This is a genomic window from Micromonospora sp. NPDC047762 (assembly GCF_043204655.1).
GTDB lineage: Bacteria > Actinomycetota > Actinomycetes > Mycobacteriales > Micromonosporaceae > Micromonospora.
The window spans coordinates 384,380-406,530 of record NZ_JBIDCQ010000007.1 but is presented as its reverse complement, the minus strand read 5'-3'; the positions used below and the strand labels follow the sequence as shown (position 1 = coordinate 406,530).

At 68.5% G+C, this 22,151-nt stretch carries 16 protein-coding genes and 2 pseudogenes; 12 read left to right on the top strand and 6 right to left on the bottom strand.

Translation table 11 applies throughout. The features are described from left to right. Positions 1 to 2: 2 nt before the first annotated feature. Together ACGF3C_RS23225 and ACGF3C_RS23220 are read left to right on the top strand one after the other, a co-directional pair. On the top strand, positions 3 to 851 hold the full coding sequence (locus tag ACGF3C_RS23225) for a YybH family protein (protein ID WP_393225088.1): 849 nt from the start codon (positions 3 to 5) through the stop codon (positions 849 to 851). A gap of 83 nt (positions 852 to 934) precedes the next feature. Then, positions 935 to 1,204 (top strand): annotated as a pseudogene (locus ACGF3C_RS23220) (transposase); the annotation flags it as partial. A gap of 109 nt (positions 1,205 to 1,313) precedes the next feature. On the opposite strand, the gene ACGF3C_RS23215 reads toward ACGF3C_RS23220, so the two are convergent. The 4 genes and pseudogenes from ACGF3C_RS23215 to ACGF3C_RS23200 all read right to left on the bottom strand — a co-directional run bounded on the left by ACGF3C_RS23215 (position 1,314) and on the right by ACGF3C_RS23200 (position 7,427). Beyond that, positions 1,314 to 2,816, bottom strand: coding sequence for an ABC transporter permease (locus ACGF3C_RS23215; RefSeq protein WP_393225085.1), 1,503 nt, complete (start codon positions 2,814 to 2,816; stop codon positions 1,314 to 1,316). Positions 2,817 to 2,947: 131 nt separating this feature from the next. After that, positions 2,948 to 3,841 (bottom strand): ATP-binding cassette domain-containing protein, encoded by an 894-nt coding sequence (locus ACGF3C_RS23210; RefSeq protein WP_393225082.1) that lies wholly within the window; start codon positions 3,839 to 3,841, stop codon positions 2,948 to 2,950. 111 nt (positions 3,842 to 3,952) lie between these two features. Then, positions 3,953 to 5,268 (bottom strand): annotated as a pseudogene (gene nhaA / locus ACGF3C_RS23205) (Na+/H+ antiporter NhaA). Positions 5,269 to 6,956: 1,688 nt separating this feature from the next. After that, entirely contained in the window at positions 6,957 to 7,427 is a 471-nt protein-coding gene (locus ACGF3C_RS23200) for a hypothetical protein (RefSeq protein WP_357229360.1), read from the bottom strand. Between the two features lie 458 nt (positions 7,428 to 7,885). On the opposite strand from ACGF3C_RS23200, the gene ACGF3C_RS23195 reads away from it, so the two are divergent. The 6 genes from ACGF3C_RS23195 to ACGF3C_RS23170 all read left to right on the top strand — a co-directional run bounded on the left by ACGF3C_RS23195 (position 7,886) and on the right by ACGF3C_RS23170 (position 13,693). After that, complete coding sequence (locus ACGF3C_RS23195; RefSeq protein WP_357229357.1) at positions 7,886 to 8,701, top strand: TetR/AcrR family transcriptional regulator; 816 nt, start codon at positions 7,886 to 7,888, stop codon at positions 8,699 to 8,701. A gap of 453 nt (positions 8,702 to 9,154) precedes the next feature. After that, entirely contained in the window at positions 9,155 to 10,081 is a 927-nt protein-coding gene (locus ACGF3C_RS23190; protein WP_393225077.1) for an ABC transporter ATP-binding protein, read from the top strand. Further along, positions 10,059 to 10,847 carry an ABC transporter permease subunit gene (locus ACGF3C_RS23185; RefSeq protein ID WP_357229352.1) on the top strand — a complete coding sequence of 263 codons (789 nt, stop codon included), beginning with the start codon at positions 10,059 to 10,061 and terminating at the stop codon, positions 10,845 to 10,847. Before ACGF3C_RS23190 ends, ACGF3C_RS23185 begins: the two co-directional genes overlap by 23 nt. Positions 10,848 to 10,907: 60 nt before the next feature. After that, positions 10,908 to 11,957 (top strand): PucR family transcriptional regulator, encoded by a 1,050-nt coding sequence (locus ACGF3C_RS23180; protein ID WP_393225074.1) that lies wholly within the window; start codon positions 10,908 to 10,910, stop codon positions 11,955 to 11,957. A gap of 48 nt (positions 11,958 to 12,005) precedes the next feature. Further along, a complete protein-coding gene (locus tag ACGF3C_RS23175; RefSeq protein ID WP_393225071.1) occupies positions 12,006 to 12,272 on the top strand; it encodes a hypothetical protein in 267 nt (88 codons plus the stop codon). A gap of 446 nt (positions 12,273 to 12,718) precedes the next feature. Next, on the top strand, positions 12,719 to 13,693 hold the full coding sequence (locus ACGF3C_RS23170) for a zinc-binding dehydrogenase (protein WP_393225068.1): 975 nt from the start codon (positions 12,719 to 12,721) through the stop codon (positions 13,691 to 13,693). A gap of 99 nt (positions 13,694 to 13,792) precedes the next feature. Here ACGF3C_RS23170 and ACGF3C_RS23165 read toward each other — a convergent pair whose 3' ends face one another. Beyond that, positions 13,793 to 15,016, bottom strand: a complete 1,224-nt coding sequence (locus ACGF3C_RS23165; protein ID WP_393225065.1) for an MFS transporter — start codon at positions 15,014 to 15,016, stop codon at positions 13,793 to 13,795. A 248-nt stretch (positions 15,017 to 15,264) separates the two neighbouring features. On the opposite strand from ACGF3C_RS23165, the gene ACGF3C_RS23160 reads away from it, so the two are divergent. The 4 genes from ACGF3C_RS23160 (at position 15,265) to ACGF3C_RS23145 (ending at position 21,567) form a co-directional block, all read left to right on the top strand. Further along, a complete protein-coding gene (locus tag ACGF3C_RS23160) occupies positions 15,265 to 16,647 on the top strand; it encodes an RNA-guided endonuclease InsQ/TnpB family protein (protein ID WP_393225062.1) in 1,383 nt (460 codons plus the stop codon). Between the two features lie 24 nt (positions 16,648 to 16,671). Further along, positions 16,672 to 19,944: a BTAD domain-containing putative transcriptional regulator gene (locus tag ACGF3C_RS23155; RefSeq protein ID WP_393225060.1), complete on the top strand. Its 3,273-nt coding sequence runs from the start codon at positions 16,672 to 16,674 to the stop codon at positions 19,942 to 19,944. 49 nt (positions 19,945 to 19,993) lie between these two features. Then, a complete protein-coding gene (gene wrbA, locus ACGF3C_RS23150; RefSeq protein ID WP_393225057.1) occupies positions 19,994 to 20,626 on the top strand; it encodes an NAD(P)H:quinone oxidoreductase in 633 nt (210 codons plus the stop codon). An 89-nt stretch (positions 20,627 to 20,715) separates the two neighbouring features. Beyond that, on the top strand, positions 20,716 to 21,567 hold the full coding sequence (locus tag ACGF3C_RS23145; RefSeq protein ID WP_393225054.1) for an NAD(P)-dependent oxidoreductase: 852 nt from the start codon (positions 20,716 to 20,718) through the stop codon (positions 21,565 to 21,567). Between the two features lie 150 nt (positions 21,568 to 21,717). Here ACGF3C_RS23145 and ACGF3C_RS23140 read toward each other — a convergent pair whose 3' ends face one another. Beyond that, positions 21,718 to 22,074 carry a nuclear transport factor 2 family protein gene (locus ACGF3C_RS23140; protein WP_357229289.1) on the bottom strand — a complete coding sequence of 119 codons (357 nt, stop codon included), beginning with the start codon at positions 22,072 to 22,074 and terminating at the stop codon, positions 21,718 to 21,720. Positions 22,075 to 22,151: the final 77 nt, after the last annotated feature.

The window sequence follows — 22,151 nt, the reverse complement described above, 5'->3', positions numbered from 1 at the left end:
ACATGGTTGTGCAGCAGTACCGGGACGACAGGGAAGTCATCACCGAGCTGATCGAGCGGTGGGCGGCCGCGATCCGTGCCCAGGACTTGCATGGTGTACTGATGGACCACGCCGACGACATCGTCATGTTCGACGTGCCGCCGCCACAGGACGGAGTCCGAGGCATCCAGGCATATCGCGACAGTTGGCTACCGTTCTTCAAGTGGATCGCCGACGGCGCCGTCTTTGACATCGACCATTTGGAGGTGACCAACGGCACGGACGTGGCCTTCGCGCATCTGCTTCTGCGGTGTGGCACGCCGGCCGACCTCGCCGAACGACCCGATCACCGGCTCCGGATCACTCTCGGGCTTCGCAAGGACGCCGACCACTGGATCGTCAGCCATGAACACCACTCGTTCCCTTTGGCACACGACTCCGACAGCACGGCAACAGAGCAGGAAATCAAGTCTCTGCATCGACGCTGGTTCGCGAGCACCGCGGCAGGGGACCTCGACGGGCTGATGGCCGGCATCGCCGACGAGGTGATTTCCTACGAGCACATCGCACCACTGCAATACAAGGGCCTGTCGCAGGTCCGGGAGGTATGCGAACGCGGCCTCAACACGGGAACCGGTGAGATGTCCTGGCATATCCCCGACCTCGCCGTCCTCGCTGAAGGCAGCCTCGCCGTCGCGTGGGGCCTCAACCGGATACGATTCGACGGCCCGGAAGGGGAATCGACAGAGACGTGGTCGCGCGGAACACGAGTCTTCCGCCGTGCCGGCGAGACGTGGGTAATGGTGCACCAACACCTCTCATACCCCTGTGACCCACAGACCGGCGCAGCGCTTGCCAACCTGAGGCCATAACCACGGCGCGGGGCCTCCCGGCCCCGCGCCAAGCCAACTCCTCGGCTCGGCAGAAGCGGAAGCCCACCGGTGGGAAGTCTGTTGTGAGACCCGGAGATGTTGGTTGGTTGGCGAGGTTCCGGCGGGAGCTCTACGGGTGCTTGACCTCGCGGGCGGATGCGTTGTTCGAGCTTGCCGACGCGGTGTTGTGCGCCGACGGGCCGGTCCGGTCGTTGGCGGAGTTGTCGCTGGTGGGTGAGCACCGTCGGGGTCACGGGGCGTTGTACGACGCCCTCGCCTGCGGGCGACTGGACATCGACCGGCTGCGCACCGCCCTCGCCGGGGTGCCGTTGCCACGGGCAGCAGATGGGCGCCGATCTTCGCAGCGACAACCCAGCGCGCCGCAGTGGTCGAATCCCGAGCGGCCCGGTGATCGAGACCAGCCCTGCCTGGCAGCCCTACCGCCAGCGCAGGCGATCTGCTCTAGGAACGCAGGTCTCGGCGGTGGTAGCCGGCGACGCCGAGCACGGTCAGGATTGTTGCTGTGGCCAGCATGACTGCGGGGGCGCCGATGCTGGCCTCGGTGAGGGGTACGGGCGCGAGGTGCGCGAACGGTGAGAGGTCGCGTACCCAGTCCGGTGCCGCGACGCTCTCGGCGGTCACCAGCAGCAGGAACCCGCCGGTGGTGGGAAGGCCGCCGATGAGCATCGTCCAGCCTGGTGTCCAGCCGACCGCGAACACCGCCGCGCCGAGGCTGAGCAGCACGAGCGGGAGAATGTTCCAGGTGCCGCGCAGTGCGGCGTCTGCCTCCAGTTCGCCGCCGATAGCGGTGACCCCGAGCCAGGTCGCCAGACCGGCGCCGGTGACCAGGACTGCCGCGGCCAACGCGGTGACCGCCAGCTCGGCGCCGATCAGCCGGGTCCGGGTGATCGGTTGACTCGCGAGCAGCGTCAGTCGCCGGTCGGTCTCGGCGGTCACGAAGGCGGCCATCCGGACGGTGACGAAGCCACCGACGGGCATGGCCAGGATCGCGAACAGGGTCGCGGTGAATCCGCTGATGCTGCCCAACCCGTCGAAGCCGGCCTGGGAGGCCCCGTCGGCAAGGGCCGGATTGTCGCGCAGGAATTCGGTGACCGACACTGCGGTCAACCCGATCAGCAGGTAGTAAGCGCCGACACCGATCAGCCAGCCGGTCAGCGGCCGCGACACCCGGCGTGCTGCGAACGTTTCCGCGCTGTCCAGTAGCAGGGTTCGCGGGCGCCGTCCGGGTGCTGCGGGGATCAGACCGTCGCGAATGTCGCGGAGTCGGGCTGCGGTCAGGGTCAGAACGGTGATGAGCGCGGTGGCGGCGGCGAGCAGGAGCAGCGGCAGAACACGGTTGTGGACGTAGGGACCGCTGAGGGACAGCAGCCCGAACGGCGAGAGCCAGTGCAGCCAGCCGAGTCCGGTGACGCCGTCGCCGATCATCCGGGTCAGCAGGCCGCAGCCCAGCACCGCCACCGCTGCGCCGGTGGCCGGCGACCGAGCGGGGAAGACCTGGGCGGACAGTGCGGCAACCGCGGTGAGGAACATCCCGAGCAGGCCGGTGCCGGCACCGTGGAGGAGGGCACCTGCCGGTTCGGTTCCGGACAGCAGCAGGACGGCAGTGATGGCGGTCGCGGTGGCGGCGTTGACCACCATCACGGGTCCGAGGTGGCGCAGCAGGACGGCTGGTGCCGGAAGACGGCTGGACAGCAGCAGGTCCCAACGGCCGGCGTCCTCCTCGCCACGGGTGATCCGGGTAGTCGCCAGAACCGACCAGGCGCCGAGCAGGACCGCGATGACGGTGCCGACCCGCCACACGGTGAACCCGCCGGCGTTGTCGAGGCCGACCGGGGCGCCGAACAGGGTCCGGATCGCCGGGTTGCCGGCCAGAGCCCGCAGGCTCCCGGCCGCCGCCGGGTCGGCCATCACCTGCGCGTGAGTCGCGGCGACCAGCGCGGTCATCCCGGCGGCCAGGCTGACAATGCTGAGTGCGCCGCGTCGAACCTGGCGGATGGCCAACCACGTGACAGCCCGGCCTGGCGCGGAATCCGATGTCAATTGGGGGTTGGCTGGGGCGGGAAGGGTGTCGAGACTCATCGAGCCGCCTCCGCTCCGTAGTAGTCGAGGAAAATCTCCTCCAGACTCGGCTCCCGCATGCTCAGGGCCGTCACCTGCGCGGCGGCGAGCGCCCGCAGTGCGGGGCCGGGCTCACCGCTCAGGGTGAACCGCAGTCGTCGCTCGCCGGCCGGTTCCACCCCCACGACGCCGGGGATCACGCTCAGGTCAGGTGCGATGCCGGTGTAGGTGATCGTCACTTCGGCACGGCGCAGGTCCCGCAGGTCGCTGATCGTCGAGACCTCGGCGAGCCGGCCGGCGCGCAGGATGGCGACCCGATCGCAGACCGCCTCGACCTCGGCGAGCTGATGGGAACTCAGGAAGACGCTCTGCCCGCGGTCGCGGGCCTGCCGGACCGCCGTGCGGAACTCCCGTTCCATCAGCGGGTCCAGGCCGCTGGTCGGCTCGTCGAGCACCAGCAGTCGGGCCCGGGTGGCGAACGCGGCGATCAGGGCGACCTTCTGCCGGTTACCCGTCGAGTAGGTGCGGGCCGGTTTCCACGGGTCGAGGGCGAAGCGTTCGAGGAGTTCGTCGCGGTAGGCCAGGTCCGTTCCCGGGCCGGTGCGGGCTTGCAGGTGCAGGATCTCGGCACCGGTCAGTTGCGGCCACAACGCCACATCGGCCGGTACGTAGGCAAGGTGCCGGTGGGCGCGGGCGACGTCGGCGGCGTCGACGCCGAACACCTCGGCCCGCCCGGCGGTGGGTCGGGCGAGGCCGAGCAGGAGGCGGATGGTGGTCGACTTGCCGGCACCGTTGGGACCGAGGAACCCGAACACCTCACCGGGAATGACGTTCAGGTTCAACGCATCGAGAGCGGTCAGGTGGCCGTACCGTTTGGTGAGGTCGACAGCGCGAAGCGCGGGATCGGTCATCGCAGGGGGCCTTCCGGGCGGGCGTGGATCAATGACCGCCGACCAGACTTCCCGGCACACCTGTGGGTCACCGTACTCCCTGCCCGCACTCGGCAGGAAGTACGGTGACGGTCAGCGCGGCGCGTCGGAGTCCTGCCGTTGGTAAATGTCCGGAACGCCGTCGGCGTCCGCGTCGGCCTCTTCGACCGCGCGCAGCCGCTGGTAGTGGCGGTTGCGGATGCGCAGCACCACGGTGGCCAGCAGCGCGGCGATCAACGATCCGGCCAGGATGCCGATGCGGGCGTGCTCGTCCTTCTCGCTGCCGGCGCCGAACGCGAGCTCGCCGATCAGCAGCGACACGGTGAACCCGACGCCGGCCAGCAGCGACAGACCGAGCACGTCCCACCAACTGACTCCGTCACCGAGGGAAGCGCGGGTGGCCCGCTGCACCAGCCACGTCGCGGCGAGCACGCCGACGCACTTGCCGAGGACCAGACCGGCGACGATGCCGATGGTCACCGGGTCCCGTAGGGTCGCGCCAAGCCCGCCGGCGCCGGCCAGCGACACCCCGGCGGCGAAGAACGCGAACACCGGCACCGCGACGCCGGCCGACAGTGGTCGCCACCGGTGTTCGAAGTGCTCGGCCAAGCCAGGACCGGGGCCGTCGGCGCGGCGTAGCACCGGCACCATGAACCCGAGCAGTACGCCGGCAACGGTGGCGTGGATACCCGAGGCGTGCACCAGCGTCCAGGTGGCCGCGGCCAGCGGGAGCAGCAACCACCAGGACCGCACGCGGCGTTGCACCAGCACCGCGAACCCGGTGAGCGGCACCAGAGCGGCCAGCAGCGGCAGCAGGTGCAGGGAACTGGTGTAGAACACCGCGATGATGACGATGGCGAGGAGGTCGTCGACGACGGCGAGCGTCAACAGGAAGGTGCGCAGCGCAGCGGGCAGGTGGGTGGCGATGACCCCGAGCACGGCGAGCGCGAACGCGATGTCGGTGGCGGTCGGTACCGCCCACCCGGACAACGCCCCGCGGGCGGTGCCCGCGTTGATCGCCGTGTAGATCAGTGCCGGTGCGGCCATGCCGCCCAGAGCCGCAGCGATCGGCATGATCGCTCGGCGGGGGTCGCGCAGGTCACCGGCGACGAACTCACGCTTGAGTTCCAGCCCAGCGACGAAGAAGAAGATCGCCAGCAGGCCATCGGCCGCCCACTGCGCGAGGGTCAGATCCAGGTGCAGCGCGCGCGGCCCGACCTGCAGCGCGCCCAAATCCTGATAGGCCGACGCCCACGCCGAGTTCGCCCAGACCAGGGCCAGCACCGCCGCGCCCAGCAGCAGCGCCCGCCGACGGTCTCGGTGCGCAACACGTCACCGATCCGGCGGGTCTCCGGCCAGCTACGACGGCCGAACAAGAAACGGCGCGGACGAGAGGGGTTACCAGTCATGGGGCTCCTTCACCAGGCACGACACGAACATCGCCGACCAGGCTTCCCTGCCCTCCTGCCGTAAACCCACCCTGCCGCCCCAATGCCGGCAGCGATCGTCCTCATCACGGCTCCGGTGCGCTCGGAGATTCGAAGGACGTTTGGCAGCTGACACCGACCCGGACGGTGTGGCCGGCTGCCTCCGAAGTAGGCCAGGATCGGGGGCAACCGCCAGCCTCCACGCGACCCTTCCGTGGAGCTCTCTCTCCGCCTCCACCGTTAGAACGCCACTGGTCCGGCACGACGAGACAGCACTCGATCGCCGCTCGGCCCGCTTGACACGACATGGGGCCAGGTGTTGACTTGCGGTTATGGGACGGGCCTCAGCAGAAAACCAAGAATCGCTTGCCCGGTCGAATATGGCTGACCGCCAGAGTGTCGCTCCATGGTGGTTTTACGGGATAACCGGGGCAATCGCGGGTGCTGCGATCGTGGCGAGTGCCTTTTTTTCGCAGCAGGTCGCAGGCCTTTTCCTCGTCGCTGCAGCCCTCTTTGTGGGAGTGGTTAGCCGTATCGCGGCGAAATCCTCCGGAACTCGTCTGCCTATCCCAGCTAGCGCTGCGGGCGTCGGTTACCTGGTAACCCTGGCGGTAGTGGTGATCGGGTCCTTGATCGTTGTATGGACCGTAGTACGTCCTAACGGTCCTTCTTGGCTCGCGTGGATGCTTGCTGTTCTCGCCTTCGCGGTCACACTGAGTGGGGCATGGGTAGCGAAGGTAGGGCGAGTCGTGCAGGCTCACGAATAATGCCACGTGCTGCCACGCTGGTGTCGCATTCCCAGTTCCGCCCTCGCCTAAATGTTCCTCAGGCGAGGCGAGGACTGTTGGTGTTGCGCTCGCGGCAATTGAGTAGCGCGGGTTATGACTGCCGGCCCGTGTTGAATGCCGCCCAGAGTGAAGTGCCCTAGCTCAGTAACCTACGCCAAGACTCCATCCAACCACAGAAATTCGGTGGGGTGTAAGGCGATCTGAGCAATGTCGGCGACCGCCTCGGCTCTGTCTCCACGCAACGGCGGCCGATGGCATCAGGATGAGGATGAGCAGTATCCCCATCCGTTCGCAAATCACTAGAAGGAATGAGGCCCCTCCCGGCTACAGGGTGCTGACGGGCCCGGCGCGAAGGCATCACCAGCGGACTCTTGCGGACGTGCCAACCCAATCCTCGTGGCGGTTCGAGCGCGCGCGTCCCTGGTATCTCCCCGATGTGGGCTGCCCTTCAGAAGTTCCCTGCAGCAGGTTCAGGGCTGAAGGGATGTTGTCAACTGGGACCTCTCGGATGACCGGCCACAGCGCCGCAATGGTGCGCCGCCTGGTCGGCGGAGGAGGCGTGCGAAAGTTCGGGTCACGAGAGGTCTCCAGATCTTATCGAAAGAGCTGACTCCCGATGCTGAGGTCGTCAGCCGCCTCGTCCGTGACCAAGAAGTCGCCAACCCGGCTACAGTCCACGTTGAACTGCAGACCGTTATTAGCCGGCTTGGACTTGAAGCCGCAAGGACAGGATGAACACCGCCGGCCTGCCAGTCAGGCACTTCGGTTACGGCGAGTCGAATCCTTCGGTGTTGTGACGGTTCCGAACGCTGAACGACGGTGGGCCAGACGGCCGTACGAGCGGCAGCCTGACCCACACACCGCAGGTCTGTGGTCAGAGCACTAGACCACGCACGACGTGAGAAGGCCAGCGGCAGCCAGACCACCCTGTACGACCCACGCCACGGCTCCGGTCGGCGGGAAGATGAAGAGCGCGACCCCGCCGGCGAGCGCCAGGACGCATCCGGTGTTCCACGGTGGAGTCTGTGCAGCTCCTCCTCCGTAGGCGAGGTTGTAGCTCCCAACCTGGTTCCCGTCGATGTACTTCAGCAGGTAGCTACCGTGACAGTTGGTGGTGGGCTCTCCCTGCGAGAGCCAGAAACCACTGCCATCGGCTCCGAGGCAGAAGTAGTCGTACTCGCCGGTCTCGAACAATTTCGGAGCGACAGGAGTCGGGGCCGTGGTGGTGGTCGCTTCGTGGCTCCTGGCGATGCTGCTGGCCGGCACCACGGGTGCGGCGTTCGCCGCCTGAGGTGCGACGACGACACTTGCCGCGACGACGAACGCCGCCAGGGTCGTCATGAGCTTCTTCATTGATGCTTCCCTTCCTCGAGTTGCGGCGTCGATGCCGCGTGTTGGGAAGCTATTTGCTGGACGGACGGTCAGGGAATGTCTCAATCCCGTATCGCCTGAGGAATGTCTCGCAACAGGTAACGACGTTGCCTGGGGTGAGGTCGGTGATCAGCGCCTATGTGTGGGCGGGGCGTAGGTGGTCGCGCAGGGCTCTGGAAGCACTTCATTCTGGCAGAGCGCGTTCGACTCCGGCTCTCACGGCGCGGTGTTCGACGTGAGGTCGTGCTTCCAGGTGGGCAGGTCGCAGCCGTTGGCGGGCTTGCGATGCAGCACCCATGAGCGCCCTGTATAGACCATGCCACCTTCTGGCCGCCGACCTGCTCGGCGAAGCCCGCGTCGGAGTCGCACGCGATCGGCAGAGCAGCTCCCGCCACAGCAGCCCAATCTCACGTGCATCCGGGCAGGTCAAGCCCTAATTGGTGGCTTCCCTGCTGGGAAGTGTTGCCCTGACCGACCGTCCAGGGTCTAAAGTCGTCATATTCGCCTTCATCAACGGCGACGCTGTCGGCGGAGGCATAAAGCTCGCCCTGCACTTCGTTCCATCGGGGAGGATCGGAAGACTTATGAGCGTCACCGAGAGTGAATTTCCGAGGCATACCGCTCTGCGGGCGGTGGAGGTCAGTCTGAGTGACAACCGAGAGGAAAACGCCGCACCTGAAATCCTTGAAGCCGCGGTTCGCGCCTTCGATGAGGCGGGGTACGAGCAAGCGAGCATCAAACACATCGCAGAGCTAGCCGGTACCTCGAAATCGCTGGTCACCTACTACTTTCCCACCAAACAGACGCTGGCGTCGGCCGTGATGGATCTCGCGTATCCGGGCGGTGTCTTCATGGGCTCCCGACGTCTCGCCGACGATCCGCTTGACGCGATCCTGTGGGTTGCCCAGCACGTCACCACAAACGTGCTCTACAGCCCCTTGGCCCGGGTGGCGATCAAACTCGGCGAACAGTTTTCTGACCACAAGGGTTTCGGCGGCCGCTTGTCCGGGTGGCATGCCAGGATCACCGACTACCTCGAAGAAGCCCGGCTGAAGCGACTCATCTCGCCAACGGTCGATCCAACTGTCGAAGCAAAATTCCTCCTGTGTGGCATTGTGGGCCTCGTTACCGTGGCGATGGAGACAGGTTCTCGTCTCTCGTTGATCGACGACGCCGTTCAGATCACTCGCGATCGCCTTGCGGGCCTACGCGTATCGAACGGGTTTTTCGTGAATAAGGGTCTATCGGTGGGGTGAGGTGTGGGCTGAGGCTCGGCCCCAGAGCATCTCCACTCGCCGGCTGCGTCACATCACGCCTAGTAGAGTCGAGCGGCACTTCGGCTACAAGGTGGTCCGCGCGTACGCCCGGTATCCGGATCGGCGCGGCCCGCATCCCGCCCACATCAAAATCGATCTGCAGGCCGTCGCAGCCGCGCGCTGCAGCCCCTCACTGACCTGGCCCGCAGCGCCTGGAGAGATGATTGGGCGCAGGGCGGAGCACCCGTCGCTGCCCCCAGAAGCCGCACGACATGACCTGTCGACCAGACTTGCCAGCCCACCTGATGTAGGCCAATCCCGGCGGGTTCGCGGCCGGCAGCAACCCGGGCTGACGCTCGGGATACTGCTTCCGATGTTCGGCAACCGTCTCAGCGTGATGTCAGCCGGATCCTGACCTGGATGCCGGATAGGAATGCCGACGACGATGTGGGTATGACGAGCGACATCGCCCTGCTCACCGAGGACCTGACCAAGTTCTACGGTCGGCGCCGCGGCATCGAGGGCCTCAGCCTGGAGATTCGCGCCGGGGAGGTGGTGGGATTCCTCGGCCCGAACGGAGCGGGGAAGACCACCACCATCCGGTTGCTGTTGGACTTCCTGCGTCCCACTCGTGGACACGCGACGGTCCTCGGGCTCGACCCCCGCAGGGACAAGGCCGCACTGCACCGTCAGATCGGCTACCTGCCCGGCGAGCTCGTGTTTCCCGGGCGGGACAAGGCGGAAGACCTGCTGCGCTTCTTCGCCGCGGCACGCGGCGGCGTGGCCTGGACGCAGGTCACCGATTTCGCGGAGCGACTTGAGCTTGACCTCTCGCGTTCGGTACGGACGATGAGTAAGGGCAACAAGCAGAAGGTCGGGTTGGTGCAGGCGTTCATGCACCGGCCGGCGGTGCTGGTCCTGGATGAGCCGACCAGTGGGCTGGATCCACTCATGCAGCAGGAGTTCCTGGCCATGGTCCGCGACGCCAGCGTTGCGGGCCAGACCGTCTTCATGTCCTCTCACGTGGTCGCCGAGGTGCAGCAGGCCGCCGACCGGGTCGCCATCGTGCGCGACGGCCAGTTGGCCGCGGTCGAGCGGGTTGAGTCACTCGGAAAGCGGGCGGTCCGCGCCGTCGAGATTCACTTCGATGACCCGGTGGACCCGGCAGAGTTCAGTGTCCTGCCCGGAGTCAGCGACGTGGTGGTGTCCGGCCCGGTGCTGAAATGCACAGTCGACGGCCGCATCGACCCGCTGATCAAGGCGGCGGCGCGTCATCAGGTGGTGGACATGTTGTCGGCCGAACCGGACCTGGAAGAGACGTTCCTGTCGTTCTACTACCACGGGGAAGGGGCCGGCGATGCTTCCCGCGCTGGTGCGTAAGACCTGGCGTGACGACCGCCTCGCGTTGATCGGTTGGGCCGGCGGCGTCACCGCTTTCACCGCCATATACACCTCGTTCTACAGCCAGTTCCAGGGAGCCGCGGAGCTGAAGCAGGACGCGCTGCCCCAGGGCATGCTGGACTTCCTCGGCATCGCCGACATGCTCTCACCGGCCGGCTATCTGCAGGCGACCATCTTCAGCCTGGTCGGCCCATTGCTGGTCCTGATGTGCGCCATCACGTTGGCGGCCCGCACGATCGCTCGGCCGGAGGAGGACGGTGGCATGGAGTTGATGCTGGCGAACCCGGTATCGCGTGCCGCTTTCGCCTGGCAACGGGTGGCCGCCGCCGGCAGCGCGGTCACCGGGATCGCCGCCATCCCCGGGATCCTGCTGATGATCATCGTTCCCTGGATCGGCATGGACATCGCCCTGTCCAACGTCGCTGCCGCGTCCGTCGGCCTGGTCGCCCTGGTGTGGTGCTTCGCCGGCACTGCCTTCCTGGTTGGCGCCGCCACCGGAAAGCGGGCCGCCGTCCTCGCGGTCACCGGTGGCCTCGCTGTGGCCACCTACATGGCCAACGCCATCGGCGGCATGATCGACGGATGGCACTGGGTGCGCTGGCTCTCACCATTTCACTACTTCATCGGCACCGACCCGCTGCACACCGGCTGGCACCCGACCGAGCTTCTCACCCTCGTGCTTCTCGCGGCGGCAACCACGGTCGCCGGAGTCGTCGTGTTCGACCGCCGCGACATCGGTGTGTAAACCTGAGGCTGGTGGCAGCCGTTCACCGGCCGCCACCAGCACGCCGACGAGGAACAGCCCATGAACGACGCCAATTGGCTGGCGGCCAACTGCCAGGATCTGCTGTACGTCGCGGCCAGTGCCCGGCGTCAGGCAGCGGTCAACCTGGGTGCCCGCGCAGCGGATGAAGGGCTGACGCTGCGCGAGCTTGTGACCGGTCTGCTGGATGCCACCACTGCCCACTGGAGCGCCACCCCCGCCGTGTCGACCGACACCGCCGTCACCGTGCACTCCCGCGCCGAGACACTGCTGGACACCGCCCGTGTCCTGCTCAGCGACGCAGTGGACGGGTACACCCGGCAGAACCGTGCCGAACTGGATCGCCACGACAACGAACGTGCCATGTTCGTCAACGACCTGCTCACCGGCCGTGCCGACCCGGGCGGTCTGGCCGAGCGCGCACACCGCTACGGCCTCCGCCTGTCGGCCACGCATACCGTCCTCATCGCCCGTGCAGCCGACCTGACTTCCGGCATCACGCACCGCATCGATGCCGCGCTGGCCTCCAGGTTCGGCGAAGGTAACACCCTCACCACCCTCCGTGACGGCGACGTGGTCTGCATCAGTGCCGGCGGGCTACGGGGCATCGCGGCCGAGCTCGCCCGCCTGCTCCTGACCGAACTCGGTGCGGGCACATGGCAGATCGCCGTCGGCCGCACCCAACCGGGGGTGCATGGCCTGGCCACGTCACTCGATGAGGCCCGCCACACCCTCGACTACGCCGTCCGGCTCGGCTTCACCACGCCCGTACTCAATGCCGCCGACCTGCTGGTGTTCCCCGTTCTCCTGCGTGACCGCGACGCCATCACCGACCTGGTGACCACGGTCCTCGGGCCACTGACGAGGGCGCGCGGTGGTGCCCTGCCGTACCTGGAGACCCTGTCCGTGCTCTTCGACAACCAGGGCAACCACAGCGCGGCCGCCCGGCAGATGCACCTGTCCGTCCGCGCGATCACCTACCGACTCGAGCGCATCCGGGACCTGACCGGCTACCACCCCGGCGAGCCGACCCAACGCTTCACACTGCAGACAGCCGTACTCGGCGCTCGACTGCTCGGCTGGCCCCCATAGCCCAAGAGCGCCGGGCCTCTCATCACCGCGCAGCTGCTCGTCGACACCGTGGCGATGCCCGATAGCCGCCGCGCCGAGTACAGGGCCGATCTGGTCGCCCGCCGGGTCGCCGGCAGCGCGCCCTTCCTCCGAACCACCGACTTGTGGAGTATTCACCCGGGCGAAGACCAGCGGATGCGGCTGATTGAGGCTTTGCCTGACGTCGACGGAGCCCTCTGTGTCGATGACACCCGCTGGACCGCGCTCGACGCTGAACTCGCGCCGTGGTGCCGCACCGCACACAACGCCCTGCTTGGTACCCGGGACCGGTTCTGAGGACTTGTGCCACCAGGGTGGGCCCGGATGCTCGCTCCGGGCCGGCGCGGGTGAGGTTCGACGACGAGGTAGGCATCGGCCGCGCGGTGCCCCTGGCTCCGAGGGCTTGAAATCCTACTTTTCCGGTAGTCGCCGCGCCGCTCTGTCACGCGACGATCCTTCCGGCTTGAGTGGGCGTTCCCCGGCTGTCGGTCGTCGTCCCGCCGGTTCGCGTCCGGCACCTTCTCAGTGATGCAAGGCCGTTGTGGGGCCGGTGCCGGCCGGGCGGTACTCGACGTCGGGCGGGTGGTCGGGCAGATGAGCCCACGCGGTTCCCTTGTCGACATGGTGGCCGAGGTGTCGCCCGATGCATCCCCGCCCAGAGGCCCATCGCGAGATGCTTGACCTCAAGTGCAGTAGAGGTCGGAGGGTGATGTTCTTCTGCAGATCTACTGAAAGGAACGGTCATGCGCGCCGTCGTCCTGCACGAGTTCGGGCCCGCTGAGAACCTCCGCTATGAGATAGTGCCTGATCCCGTGCCGGGGCCGGGTGAGGTCCGTCTGTCGGTGAGGGCCGCAGGAGTCCATCAGATCGAGGCGGCGATGCGGGAAGGGCTGGAGATCGGACCACCGCTTCCCGGGCTGCCGGCCATTTTCGGAGCAGAGGTGGCCGGCGTCGTCGAGTCGATCGGGCCAGACGTGGACGAGGGCTGGGTTGGCGCCAAGGTGGTGACCGCGTACGGCAGGCCGGGGGGCTACGCCGAGCTCGCCGTCGCCGACGTCTCGTCTCTGCACCGGATCCCAACCGGACTGGGGTACGAGGTAGCCGTGACGATGGTGGTGACCGGCACCACCGCAATCGGCCTGCTCGACATCGCGGAGCTCACCTCTGGCGACGTCGTCCTGGTCACGTCCGCAGCCGGTGGGATCGGCCGTCTGGTCGTCCAGTTCGCCCGCCGTCTGGGCGCCACGGTCATCGGCGCGGCAGGCGGACCGGCCAAGGCGGCGGCCGTGCGAGAGCTGGGCGCCAATCTCGCTGTCGACTACAACCTGCCGGACTGGGCGGGCACCGTCCGCGACGCCCTGGGCGGACGCGGCGTTACGGTCGTTCTGGACGGTGTCGAGGGCGACAAGGGGCGGGCCGCCTTCGGGCTGCTGGCCGAGGGTGGACGCTACATCACGATCGGCGCGGCCTCCCGGGACGAGTTCCGTCCCGAGGAGGCACAGCTGAAGGAGCGTGGCGTGCGTTTCACCGACGCACTGGCCCTGCTGTTGGAGGGCCAGGACGCGGCCGTTGACGAGGCCCGCGCGCTTGCGGAGGCCGCCGCCGGTAATCTGGTGCCCGCCTTCCAGACTTTCCCCCTGTCGCAGGCCGCCACGGCGCACGCCGCCCTACAGGCGCGGGCAACGACGGGCAAGATCGTTCTCGTCCCCGACGCCTGATGGGGGAACCGAGGACGGCGCCCATGGCAGCGGAGGCTCGGCAGCAGCCGGTCTTCGCGGTGGCGGCCTGCCGGCACCGCGCCGGAACGCGGCGGGATCTCAGCCGGCCTGATGCGAGAGCGTCACGGCGATCGCTGGACCGAACGCGACACTGAGCAGATAGGCAAGGTTGAACAGGCCCAGGGCTTCGGCCTTGTGAGAGCCGGGCACGACGCCGGTCGCTCGCAGGGCGAGTACGCCCTGGCCGGTCGCGGCGACAAGGGACGCGAGTGCCATTGCCACCAGCAGTAGCGGTACTGCCGAGGCGACCGCAGCCAGCACCGGCGCGGCGACGGCTCCGCCGAGCAACGCGGCGGCCGTCACGCGGTGGGGCACCCGCACCGACGCCGCGATCAGGAAACCCGAGCAGAGACCGCCGAGCAGGTACGGCACCAGCAGCACGACTCCGCTCCGCGTGCTGTCCCAGCCCGCGTGCTCTCGCAGCAGATCCGGGGCGGCGTAGAGCAGGGTGAAGTTCACCAGGCCCACGGTGAAGACCAGCACGCACGCCGTGAGGAACCGGCCGTTACGCGCCACTGCGGCGGGCAGAAAGCCATCGGGGCGAACGTTCGTCCGGACCACGAGCAACGCCAGCAGCGCGACGGTGACCGGGCCGGCCACCAGCGGACGGTGCGGAGTGAGAACTGCCGCGGTGACCAGCATGGCAAGGAGAGCCATGCCGAGCGGATCGAACGACGCCGGCACCGCGTCCGGCGGTGTGGCGTCGCGGCGGGCAGCAGGCACGGCGGCCACCGCCAGCAGCGGCAACGCCAGCACCGCCTGCCACGAAAGGAGTTCGGCCACCAGTGCGCCGGTCAGCGGACCGGTGGCCCCCACGACCGCCAGCGACGCGGCGACCACCCCCATCCGCCGAGGCGAATCAGCCAGTTTCATGGCCGTCACGCTGAGGCCGGCGGACCCCAGTGCCTGCACCGCCGCGCCGGCCACCAACGCCGGCAGTGTCGGCACCAGCACGAGGAGGATCGTCCCCGCGGCCAGCAGCGCGGCCGAGGCGGTCAGGGCCGTCCGTACGCCGCGGCGGGCCAGTAGCGCCGCCAGCAGTGGCGTACCCAACGCGATCCCCCAGCCGAAGGCGGTCACGCCGGCCGCCGCGGCCCGTTCCCCGGTGCCCGTCGCGCGTGCCAGCTCGTCGAGCAGCAGGGCCGGCGCGGCGATCCCGTACGACAGCGGACCGGCCAGCAGGGCCAGCCAGGGCGTGGCCACCCGCCGTGGTGCGACCTGCCCGTGACCGTTGGCGGTTCGGTGTCGCTGTAGGTAATCCATGTCATTCCTCCGGTGTCGGCTCGGTTCAGCCTCGCCGGGTTCGCTTACCGCCGACTGCTCGTCAACTGACGTTCGCCTCCGTGGCGTCGACGCCACGTCCCGGTGAGCGGGCCGGCTGTCGATCGACGTTTCGCGGGCGGAACAGCCGACTGGCTAGTGCTGTGTCCACTAACGTTTGGCCGGGTTGTGTCAGACCCTCGTGGTTGGCCTCGGGTATGCCCAGACGTAGGGATTCAGGAGCGCCGCGGGTGGTGCATCGCACCGCCCGGGTCGGCCTGCGTCTGACCCGGGCACAGCGGCAACGCTGCTTCGGCCTGCTCCGCGCGGCCGGGGATCTTTGGGCGTGTGTATTGGAATACAACAGCTGGCGGCATCGTCGTCACGATCGGCCGGTCGCGACCTATCAGGAGTTGTGTCGACTGCTCGCCGCGTCTGGTCCGGGCACGTTCGGTGAGCTCGACTCGACCGGCGCCCGGTCGGTGTTGCGTCGCTATTCTGATGCGTGGTTCAGCGCTGCCGCCTGCCGCAGGGCGGGGCATGGTGAGGTGCGGTATCCGCGGCGGCGACGGTCGTTGATGCCGGTCCGCTGGTATCACGGCACGTTCGGTCTGAGTGAACGGCGGCTGCGGTTGCCGACTGCGGCCGGGAGCCCGCCGCTGGTGGTGCGCCTGGACCGGGCGGTTCCCTACCCCCATGATGCGGTGCGGTCAGTGACGCTGGTGTTCGATCAGGAGCGGTTGTGGGTCGAGGTCACCGCGGAGCTTCCGGTCGCGACCTACCCTGCGGGTCAGGAGCCGCAGCGGGGGCGGGTCGCCGGGGTCGACCTGGGCATCATTCACCCGTACGCGGTGGCAACCGGTGACGGGCAGATGTTGCTGGTGTCCGGGCGGGCGATCCGCGCCGAGCACCGTCAGCACCTGGCCGACCCGAAAGGCCGCCGCCGGGCGACCGCCGCCCGTGCGCCGACGAGGGGCCAGCGGGGTTCGCGGCGGTGGCGCAAGACCCGCCGGCGGGCTCGGCTGATCCAGGGGCGGCATCGGCGTCGGGTACGGCAGGCCGGGCACGAGGCCGCGAAGACCGTGATCGGCTGGGCAGTGCAGCACCGGGTCGGGACCCTGACCGTCGGTGACCCGCGTGGTGTCCTCGATCTTCCGGCGGGTCGGCGGCACAACCTGCGGTTGCGGCAGTGGCAACTCGGCCGGGCGATCGCGGTCCTGAAGGACAAGGCGGAGCTGGCCGGGATCGCCGTGTATCTGGTCGATGAGCGGGGTACGTCGTCGACCTGCCCGGTGTGCCGGCGCAGAGTGGTCAAGCCCCACGGGCGGACCATGATGTGCAGGAGTTGCGGGTTCGTCGGGCATCGCGATGTTGCCGCGGCGTTCATCATCGCCACCCGGACCCCGGGCGGCGTCACCACCACCGCACCCGACATGGGTGCGGACATCACGCACCGTCGAGCAGGCCGACACCTTCCCGGTGCCGGGCTGTCCCGGCGTGACCCACGCCGCCCACCAGCGGTGTCAGGGTCGATTGGCCGGCTGAGGCCCGCCCCACTACCGGTGGGGAGTCGCTCGCTCCGACAACGTCTGGGCGAGGAACCACAACACCACCGACAACCCGGTGAACGTTAGTGGTCACAGCACTAGTGTGAAGCGGTGAGGTTCGGGGTGCTGGGCGAGATCGCGGTGTGGACGCCCGACGGCGGACCGGTCGCCGTACCCGGCCTGAAGGTTCGGGCTCTCCTGGCTGATCTGTTGGTCCATGAGGGGCATCCGGTGTCCTCCGACCGGCTCATCGAGGATCTCTGGGGTGACCGGGCGCCGGGCAACCCGCTCGGTGCGCTCCAGGCCAAGGTGTCGCAGTTGCGTCGCGCGCTGGAGTCGGGTGAGGCGGGTGGCCGTGCGCTTGTCGAGTCCGGTGATGCCGGCTACCGGCTGCGTATTTCGCCGGAATCGGTCGACGCTGGCCGCTTCGCGGCTCTGTTGGCGCGTTCGCGGGCGCAGCGGGAGCCAGTTGGCCGGGCCGCGGAGCTGGCGGAGGCCCTGTCGCTGTGGCGTGGCTCCCCGTACGCCGACTTTGGTGACGAGCGATTCGTCCGTCAGGCGGTCGAGCGGCTCGACGACCAGCGCCTGGCCGCGTTGGAGGAGTTGGCCGAGGCCCGGCTCGATCTCGGTGAGCATCACCTGCTCGCCGGTGAGCTGGCCGACCTGGTCACCCGTCACCCGTGGCGCGAGCGGCTACGGGCCGCGCACCTGCGCGCCCTGTACGGCTCGGGACGCCAGCGTGAAGCCCTGTCCGCCTACGAGCAGTTCCGTCGGCAGATGCGTGATGAACTCGGCATCGATCCCGGTCAGGAGTTGGCCGACCTGCATCGGGCGATCCTGCGCCAGGACCGCGCGCTGCAGCCACCGGCACCGCCGTCGTCTCCGGTGCGAACCAACCTGCCGGCGCCTCTGTCACCTGGTCCGTACGGCGGATTGATCGGGCGTGACGAGGCCGTCGAGGCGGTTCGGGAGCGGCTGACGGACGGGCGGCTGGTGACCCTCACCGGAATGGGTGGGGTGGGTAAGAGCAGGTTGGCGCTCGAGGCCGCTCGTCTGCTGGCCGACACGTTCCCCGCCGGAGTGTGGCTCGTCGAGCTGGCGGGCCAGCCGCACTGCGACGGCGAAGCGACCTCTACCGAAGTTCTCGACGTGGTGGCGGCGACTCTTGAGATCCGCGACGATGCCCCGGCCGGTCTGCCCGGTGATCGGCCAGGTGAGCCGTTGGATCGGCTGCTCGCCGCACTCCGGGACCGGCGGATGCTGCTGCTGCTCGACAACTGCGACCACGTGGTGACTCCCATCGCTGAACTGACCGAGAGTCTTCTCGGAGCTGCGGCCGACCTGCGCATCCTGGCGACGAGCCGTGAACCGCTCGGGATTCCGGGCGAGGTCGTCTTGCCGGTGCCGCCGCTGGAGCTGCCGGAGCCGGGAGCGACCGCGGAACAGATCGCCCGGGCCCCCGCGGTTCAACTCTTCGAGATCCGTGCCCGCGCCGTCGAGCCGGGCTTCATCGTCGATCAGCGGAACACGGACACGATCGCCACCATCTGCCGGCGTCTCGATGGCGTACCGCTGGCGTTGGAACTGGCCGCGTCCCGACTGCCCGTTCTCGACCCGGGCGAGTTGGCGGCACGGCTCGACGATCGCTTCCGACTGCTGTCATCCGGTCGGCGTACCGCGCCTCCTCGTCAGCAGGGGCTTCGCGCCATGATTGACTGGAGTTGGGAGTTGCTGTCGCCCTGCGAACGGACGGTGCTGAGCCGGCTGGCGGTCTTCGCCGACGGTGCCACCCTGGCTACCGCCGAGCAGGTGTGCGCGGGCGGACAAGTGGCGTCCGACGAGGTCCTCGATGCGCTGGCACGACTGATCGACCGATCGCTGGTCCTGACGCGCCACGGCGAGAGTCCACGACGCTATCGGCTCCCGGAGACGGTGGCTGCCTACGGTCTCGAACAGCTCGACAGTGCCGGCGAACTCCCGGCGACCCGTCGCCGTCACGCCGCGTGTTTCGTCCGTCTCGCCGAGCAGGCCGCAGGGCGGCTGCGGGGTCATGACCAGAGTCGCGCGCTGCGGGAACTCGACGCCGAGAACGCCAACCTGCGGGCGGCACTCGACGTCGCCGCCACCGACGGTCAGCCTCGCGTGGGCCTGGCGCTCGCGACCTCGTTGGCCTGGTACCGGCTGCTCCGAGGTCGGCTCGGAGAGATGCGCCGGTCGCTGCGAACGGCGTTGGACATCGTCGCGAAAAGTGCGGACGACGTCGCATCGGACGCCCTGCGGCGACGTGCGGATATGTGGCTGACCGCCCTGGCCACCCGTGACGGTGACCCGAACGCTCCCCGGCAACGGATCCTCGACTGCCACCAGGACGCCGACGGGCCGGAGAAGGCGTTCGCGCAGTGGTTGTTCGCCTCCATGATGCTCGGTTCCGGAGATCCGGCTGAGGCTGCCGCCCTGGTCGACGCGGCGCTGACGACGTTCCGCGCCAACGGCGACCAGTGGGGCATCGCTGCCGCCTGCGCCACTCGGGCGGACCTCGCGCTCGTACACCGCAGCGACCTGCCCGGTGTGCAGCGTGACTGCGAGACCAGCCGGACGCTGTTCGTGCAACTCGGCGACTGCTGGGGGCAGGTGCATCCGACGAGCCTGTTGGGCACCCTGGCCGAGATCAACGGCGACTACGACAGCGCAGCCATGCGGTACCGGGAGGCGTTGCGCATCGCCGAACATCTGCGGCTGTGGACGTCGGTGTCCCGGCAGCTGGCGTGCATCGGACGGATCGCCCTGTTGCGCGGCGACCTCGACGAGGCGGCCGCCTGCCACGACCGCGCGCTACAGGTCGCGCGGGAACAGTCGAGCCGGTCCGCCGCCGCCTTCGCCGGGACGGGCCTGGCGATGATCGCTCGCCGCCGGGGTGACCTCGACGCCGCCGAGACCCAGCAGCGGGACCTACTCGACTGGAACCGGCACGCCGGCTACCTGCCCGGCTGCGCGCTTGCGCTTGCCGAGTTGGGATTCATCGCGGAGCACCGCGGCGATGCGGTCCTCGCCGAGCGCCACCACCGCGAGTCGCTCGGGGCGGCGCACGCCACCGGGGATCCCAGGGCTGTCGCCCTGGCCCTTGAGGGCCTGGCCGGGGCGACCAGCCTCGGCGGTGACCATCGCCTCGCCGTACGGTTGCTCGGCACGGCCCGCACGCTTCGCGCGGGCGCCGGAGCGCCGTTGCCCCCCGGTGAGCAGCATGACATCCAGCGCATCACCTCTCGCCTCCGCACGGCGCTGAGCAGCGAGGAGCTCGCTGCCGAGATGAGCCACGGCGCACAGCTCGACTTGGACAAAGAGGATTTCAACGGCATCGGTAAGGGGATGGTCAGCGAACGGTAAGCCTGCTCGGCACGGTTGACCGAGAACCGAGCCGACCCAGGAGGTAACCGTGCAGACCGCTGCCAGGATCGCCGTCATCTACTACTCCGCCACCGGCACTGTGCACAGGCTCGCGCAGGCATTCAGGGACGGAGCGGCCGACGCCGGCGCGGAGGTCCGCTTGCGCCGGGTGGCGGAGTTGGCACCGGATCAGGTCGTCGATGCCAGGCCGCAGTGGCGTGCCCACCTCGACGCCACCGCCGATGTTGCGCTCGCCACCCTGGACGACCTGCGGTGGGCGGACGGGTACGCCTTCGGCACACCGACACGTTTTGGCAACGTCTGCTCTCAACTGCGCCAATTCATCGACACCACGACCGCCCCCTGGCAGGCAGAGGAACTGGCCGACAAACCGGCGACCGGCTTCACTGCCAGTTACGAGGAGCACGGCGGCCAAGAGTCGACCCTGCTCAGCCTGTACCAGACGTTCCACCATTGGGGGGCGGTCATCCTGCCCACGGGCTACCTGAACTACGACACCACGCACGCCGCCGGCGGGAACCCGTACGGCGTCAGCCTCGTGGAGAGCCGCGCCGGCCGAGATCCGGAGTACGCCAGAGCCGTCCTCGAGACGGCCCGCTTCCAGGGCGCACGCCTCACCCGCCTGACAGCCGCCGTCCGCGCGGAGAGCCACCTCGGGTAGGAGCCACCTGACGCATCGAATCACCGAGTAGAAACGAGAAAATCATGCTGTCAGCAACCACCGCGGATCCGACCGAACAGGCCAGCCGGGTGACCGTGCTCGGTCTCGGCGAGATGGGCTCGGCGATCGCCAAGACGTTCATCGATCGCAGACACCGTACGACGGTCTGGAACCGGACCGTGAGCAAGGCCCTGCCGATGGTCGACTCTGGCGCCACGGCTGCCGCGAGCGCCGCGGAGGCCGCGGCCGCCAGCCCGCTCGTCGTGGTGTGTCTGCTCGACGGCGCGGCGGTCGACGAGGTGCTCGCCTCCGTGGACGCCGCAGTCGCGGGCAAGGTCTTGGTGAACCTGACCAGTGGCTCTCCCCACCAGGCACGGGCCAACGATCGCTGGGCGAGAGATCGCGGGGCCACCTACCTCGATGGCAAGATCATGGGAGATCCGGCAGACGTCGGTACGCCGCACGTCATGTTGTCGTTCAGTGGTCCCCGCACGGCCATCGATGCGTACGGGTCGACGCTGGGGGAGTTGGGCACCGTCACCTACCACGGGGAAGAAGCCGGCTTGGCCGCCGTTGAGTTCATGGCGCAGGTCGCGATGGGCTACGAGATCCTCATCGGGTTCCTGCACACCCTGAGGCTGGTGCAGGCAGAAGGAGTCGACGTAGCGGAGTTCGCCGAGCGTGCCGCCAGCTCCGTCGCCGCGCTGCCCCCGCTGTTGACCTCGATCGGCAACGCGGTCAAGGCCGGCGAGTACCCGCCGGATCTCGGCCCGCTCAACGTCCAGGCCGCCCTGATGGACGACATGATCAGCCATCGGGAGTCCATTGGCGTGGAAGCCGTGCGGATGCGAGAGGTCAGGGACCTGATGAACCGCCGGATCGCTGACGGCTTCGGCGCTCAGGGGTTCTCGAGCTTGTTCGAGCTGCTGACAAAGCCCTGATGGCGGTCTCTCAGCACCCGTTCTGAGACGTTGACTGGGGCTGGGCGCGTGCCATCCGGCATGCGCCCAGTGCCCGGTCGTTCAACTGCGCTGGTGACCACGCCTCGCCACCGCGGTCGTGCATTCCATTCTCGTCCTTCGTGGACGGACTCACTGGACCGGGACGAAGGTGGCGGCCAGCACCCGCCAGTGGTCGTCCTCACGCACCCAGAGTCGGGTGTATCGCAACCGCGCGGACACGGCGGCACCGCTCTGGACGGCATCCACCGCAGCGACCATGCGAGTCACCCCGGTCTGGCCGTCTTCCTGGATGTCGAGTGACTCCTCCACCAGGCTGGTGATCCGCAGTGCACCGGAGCGGTAGCCGGCCAGGTCGTCTTCCTTCGTAAAGACCGTGCCGTCCGGTCCGGCACCCACGACCTGCGGGTGCAGTAGCGCGTCGAGGGACTCGACGTCAGCGGCGCGCTGGGCGGCCTGAAGTTGCCGTTCCGCGGTGAGGAGATCCATCCACCGATCCTCCGCAGCGGGCCCCAACAAGACAAGCGGGTTCGCTCGCGGCAGAACGGCGACGTGCGCTCGCGCCG

Coding starts and splice junctions, on each gene's coding strand:
- ACGF3C_RS23185 (WP_357229352.1), top strand. CDS start 10,059: ATGCTTCCCGCGCTGGTGCGTAAGACCTGGCGTGACGACCGCCTCGCG.
- ACGF3C_RS23215 (WP_393225085.1), bottom strand. CDS start 2,816: ATGACCGCGCTGGTCGCCGCGACTCACGCGCAGGTGATGGCCGACCCG.
- ACGF3C_RS23190 (WP_393225077.1), top strand. CDS start 9,155: ATGACGAGCGACATCGCCCTGCTCACCGAGGACCTGACCAAGTTCTAC.
- ACGF3C_RS23225 (WP_393225088.1), top strand. CDS start 3: ATGGTTGTGCAGCAGTACCGGGACGACAGGGAAGTCATCACCGAGCTG.
- ACGF3C_RS23200 (WP_357229360.1), bottom strand. CDS start 7,427: ATGAAGAAGCTCATGACGACCCTGGCGGCGTTCGTCGTCGCGGCAAGT.
- ACGF3C_RS23165 (WP_393225065.1), bottom strand. CDS start 15,016: ATGGATTACCTACAGCGACACCGAACCGCCAACGGTCACGGGCAGGTC.
- ACGF3C_RS23180 (WP_393225074.1), top strand. CDS start 10,908: ATGAACGACGCCAATTGGCTGGCGGCCAACTGCCAGGATCTGCTGTAC.
- ACGF3C_RS23170 (WP_393225068.1), top strand. CDS start 12,719: ATGCGCGCCGTCGTCCTGCACGAGTTCGGGCCCGCTGAGAACCTCCGC.
- ACGF3C_RS23210 (WP_393225082.1), bottom strand. CDS start 3,841: ATGACCGATCCCGCGCTTCGCGCTGTCGACCTCACCAAACGGTACGGC.
- ACGF3C_RS23140 (WP_357229289.1), bottom strand. CDS start 22,074: ATGGATCTCCTCACCGCGGAACGGCAACTTCAGGCCGCCCAGCGCGCC.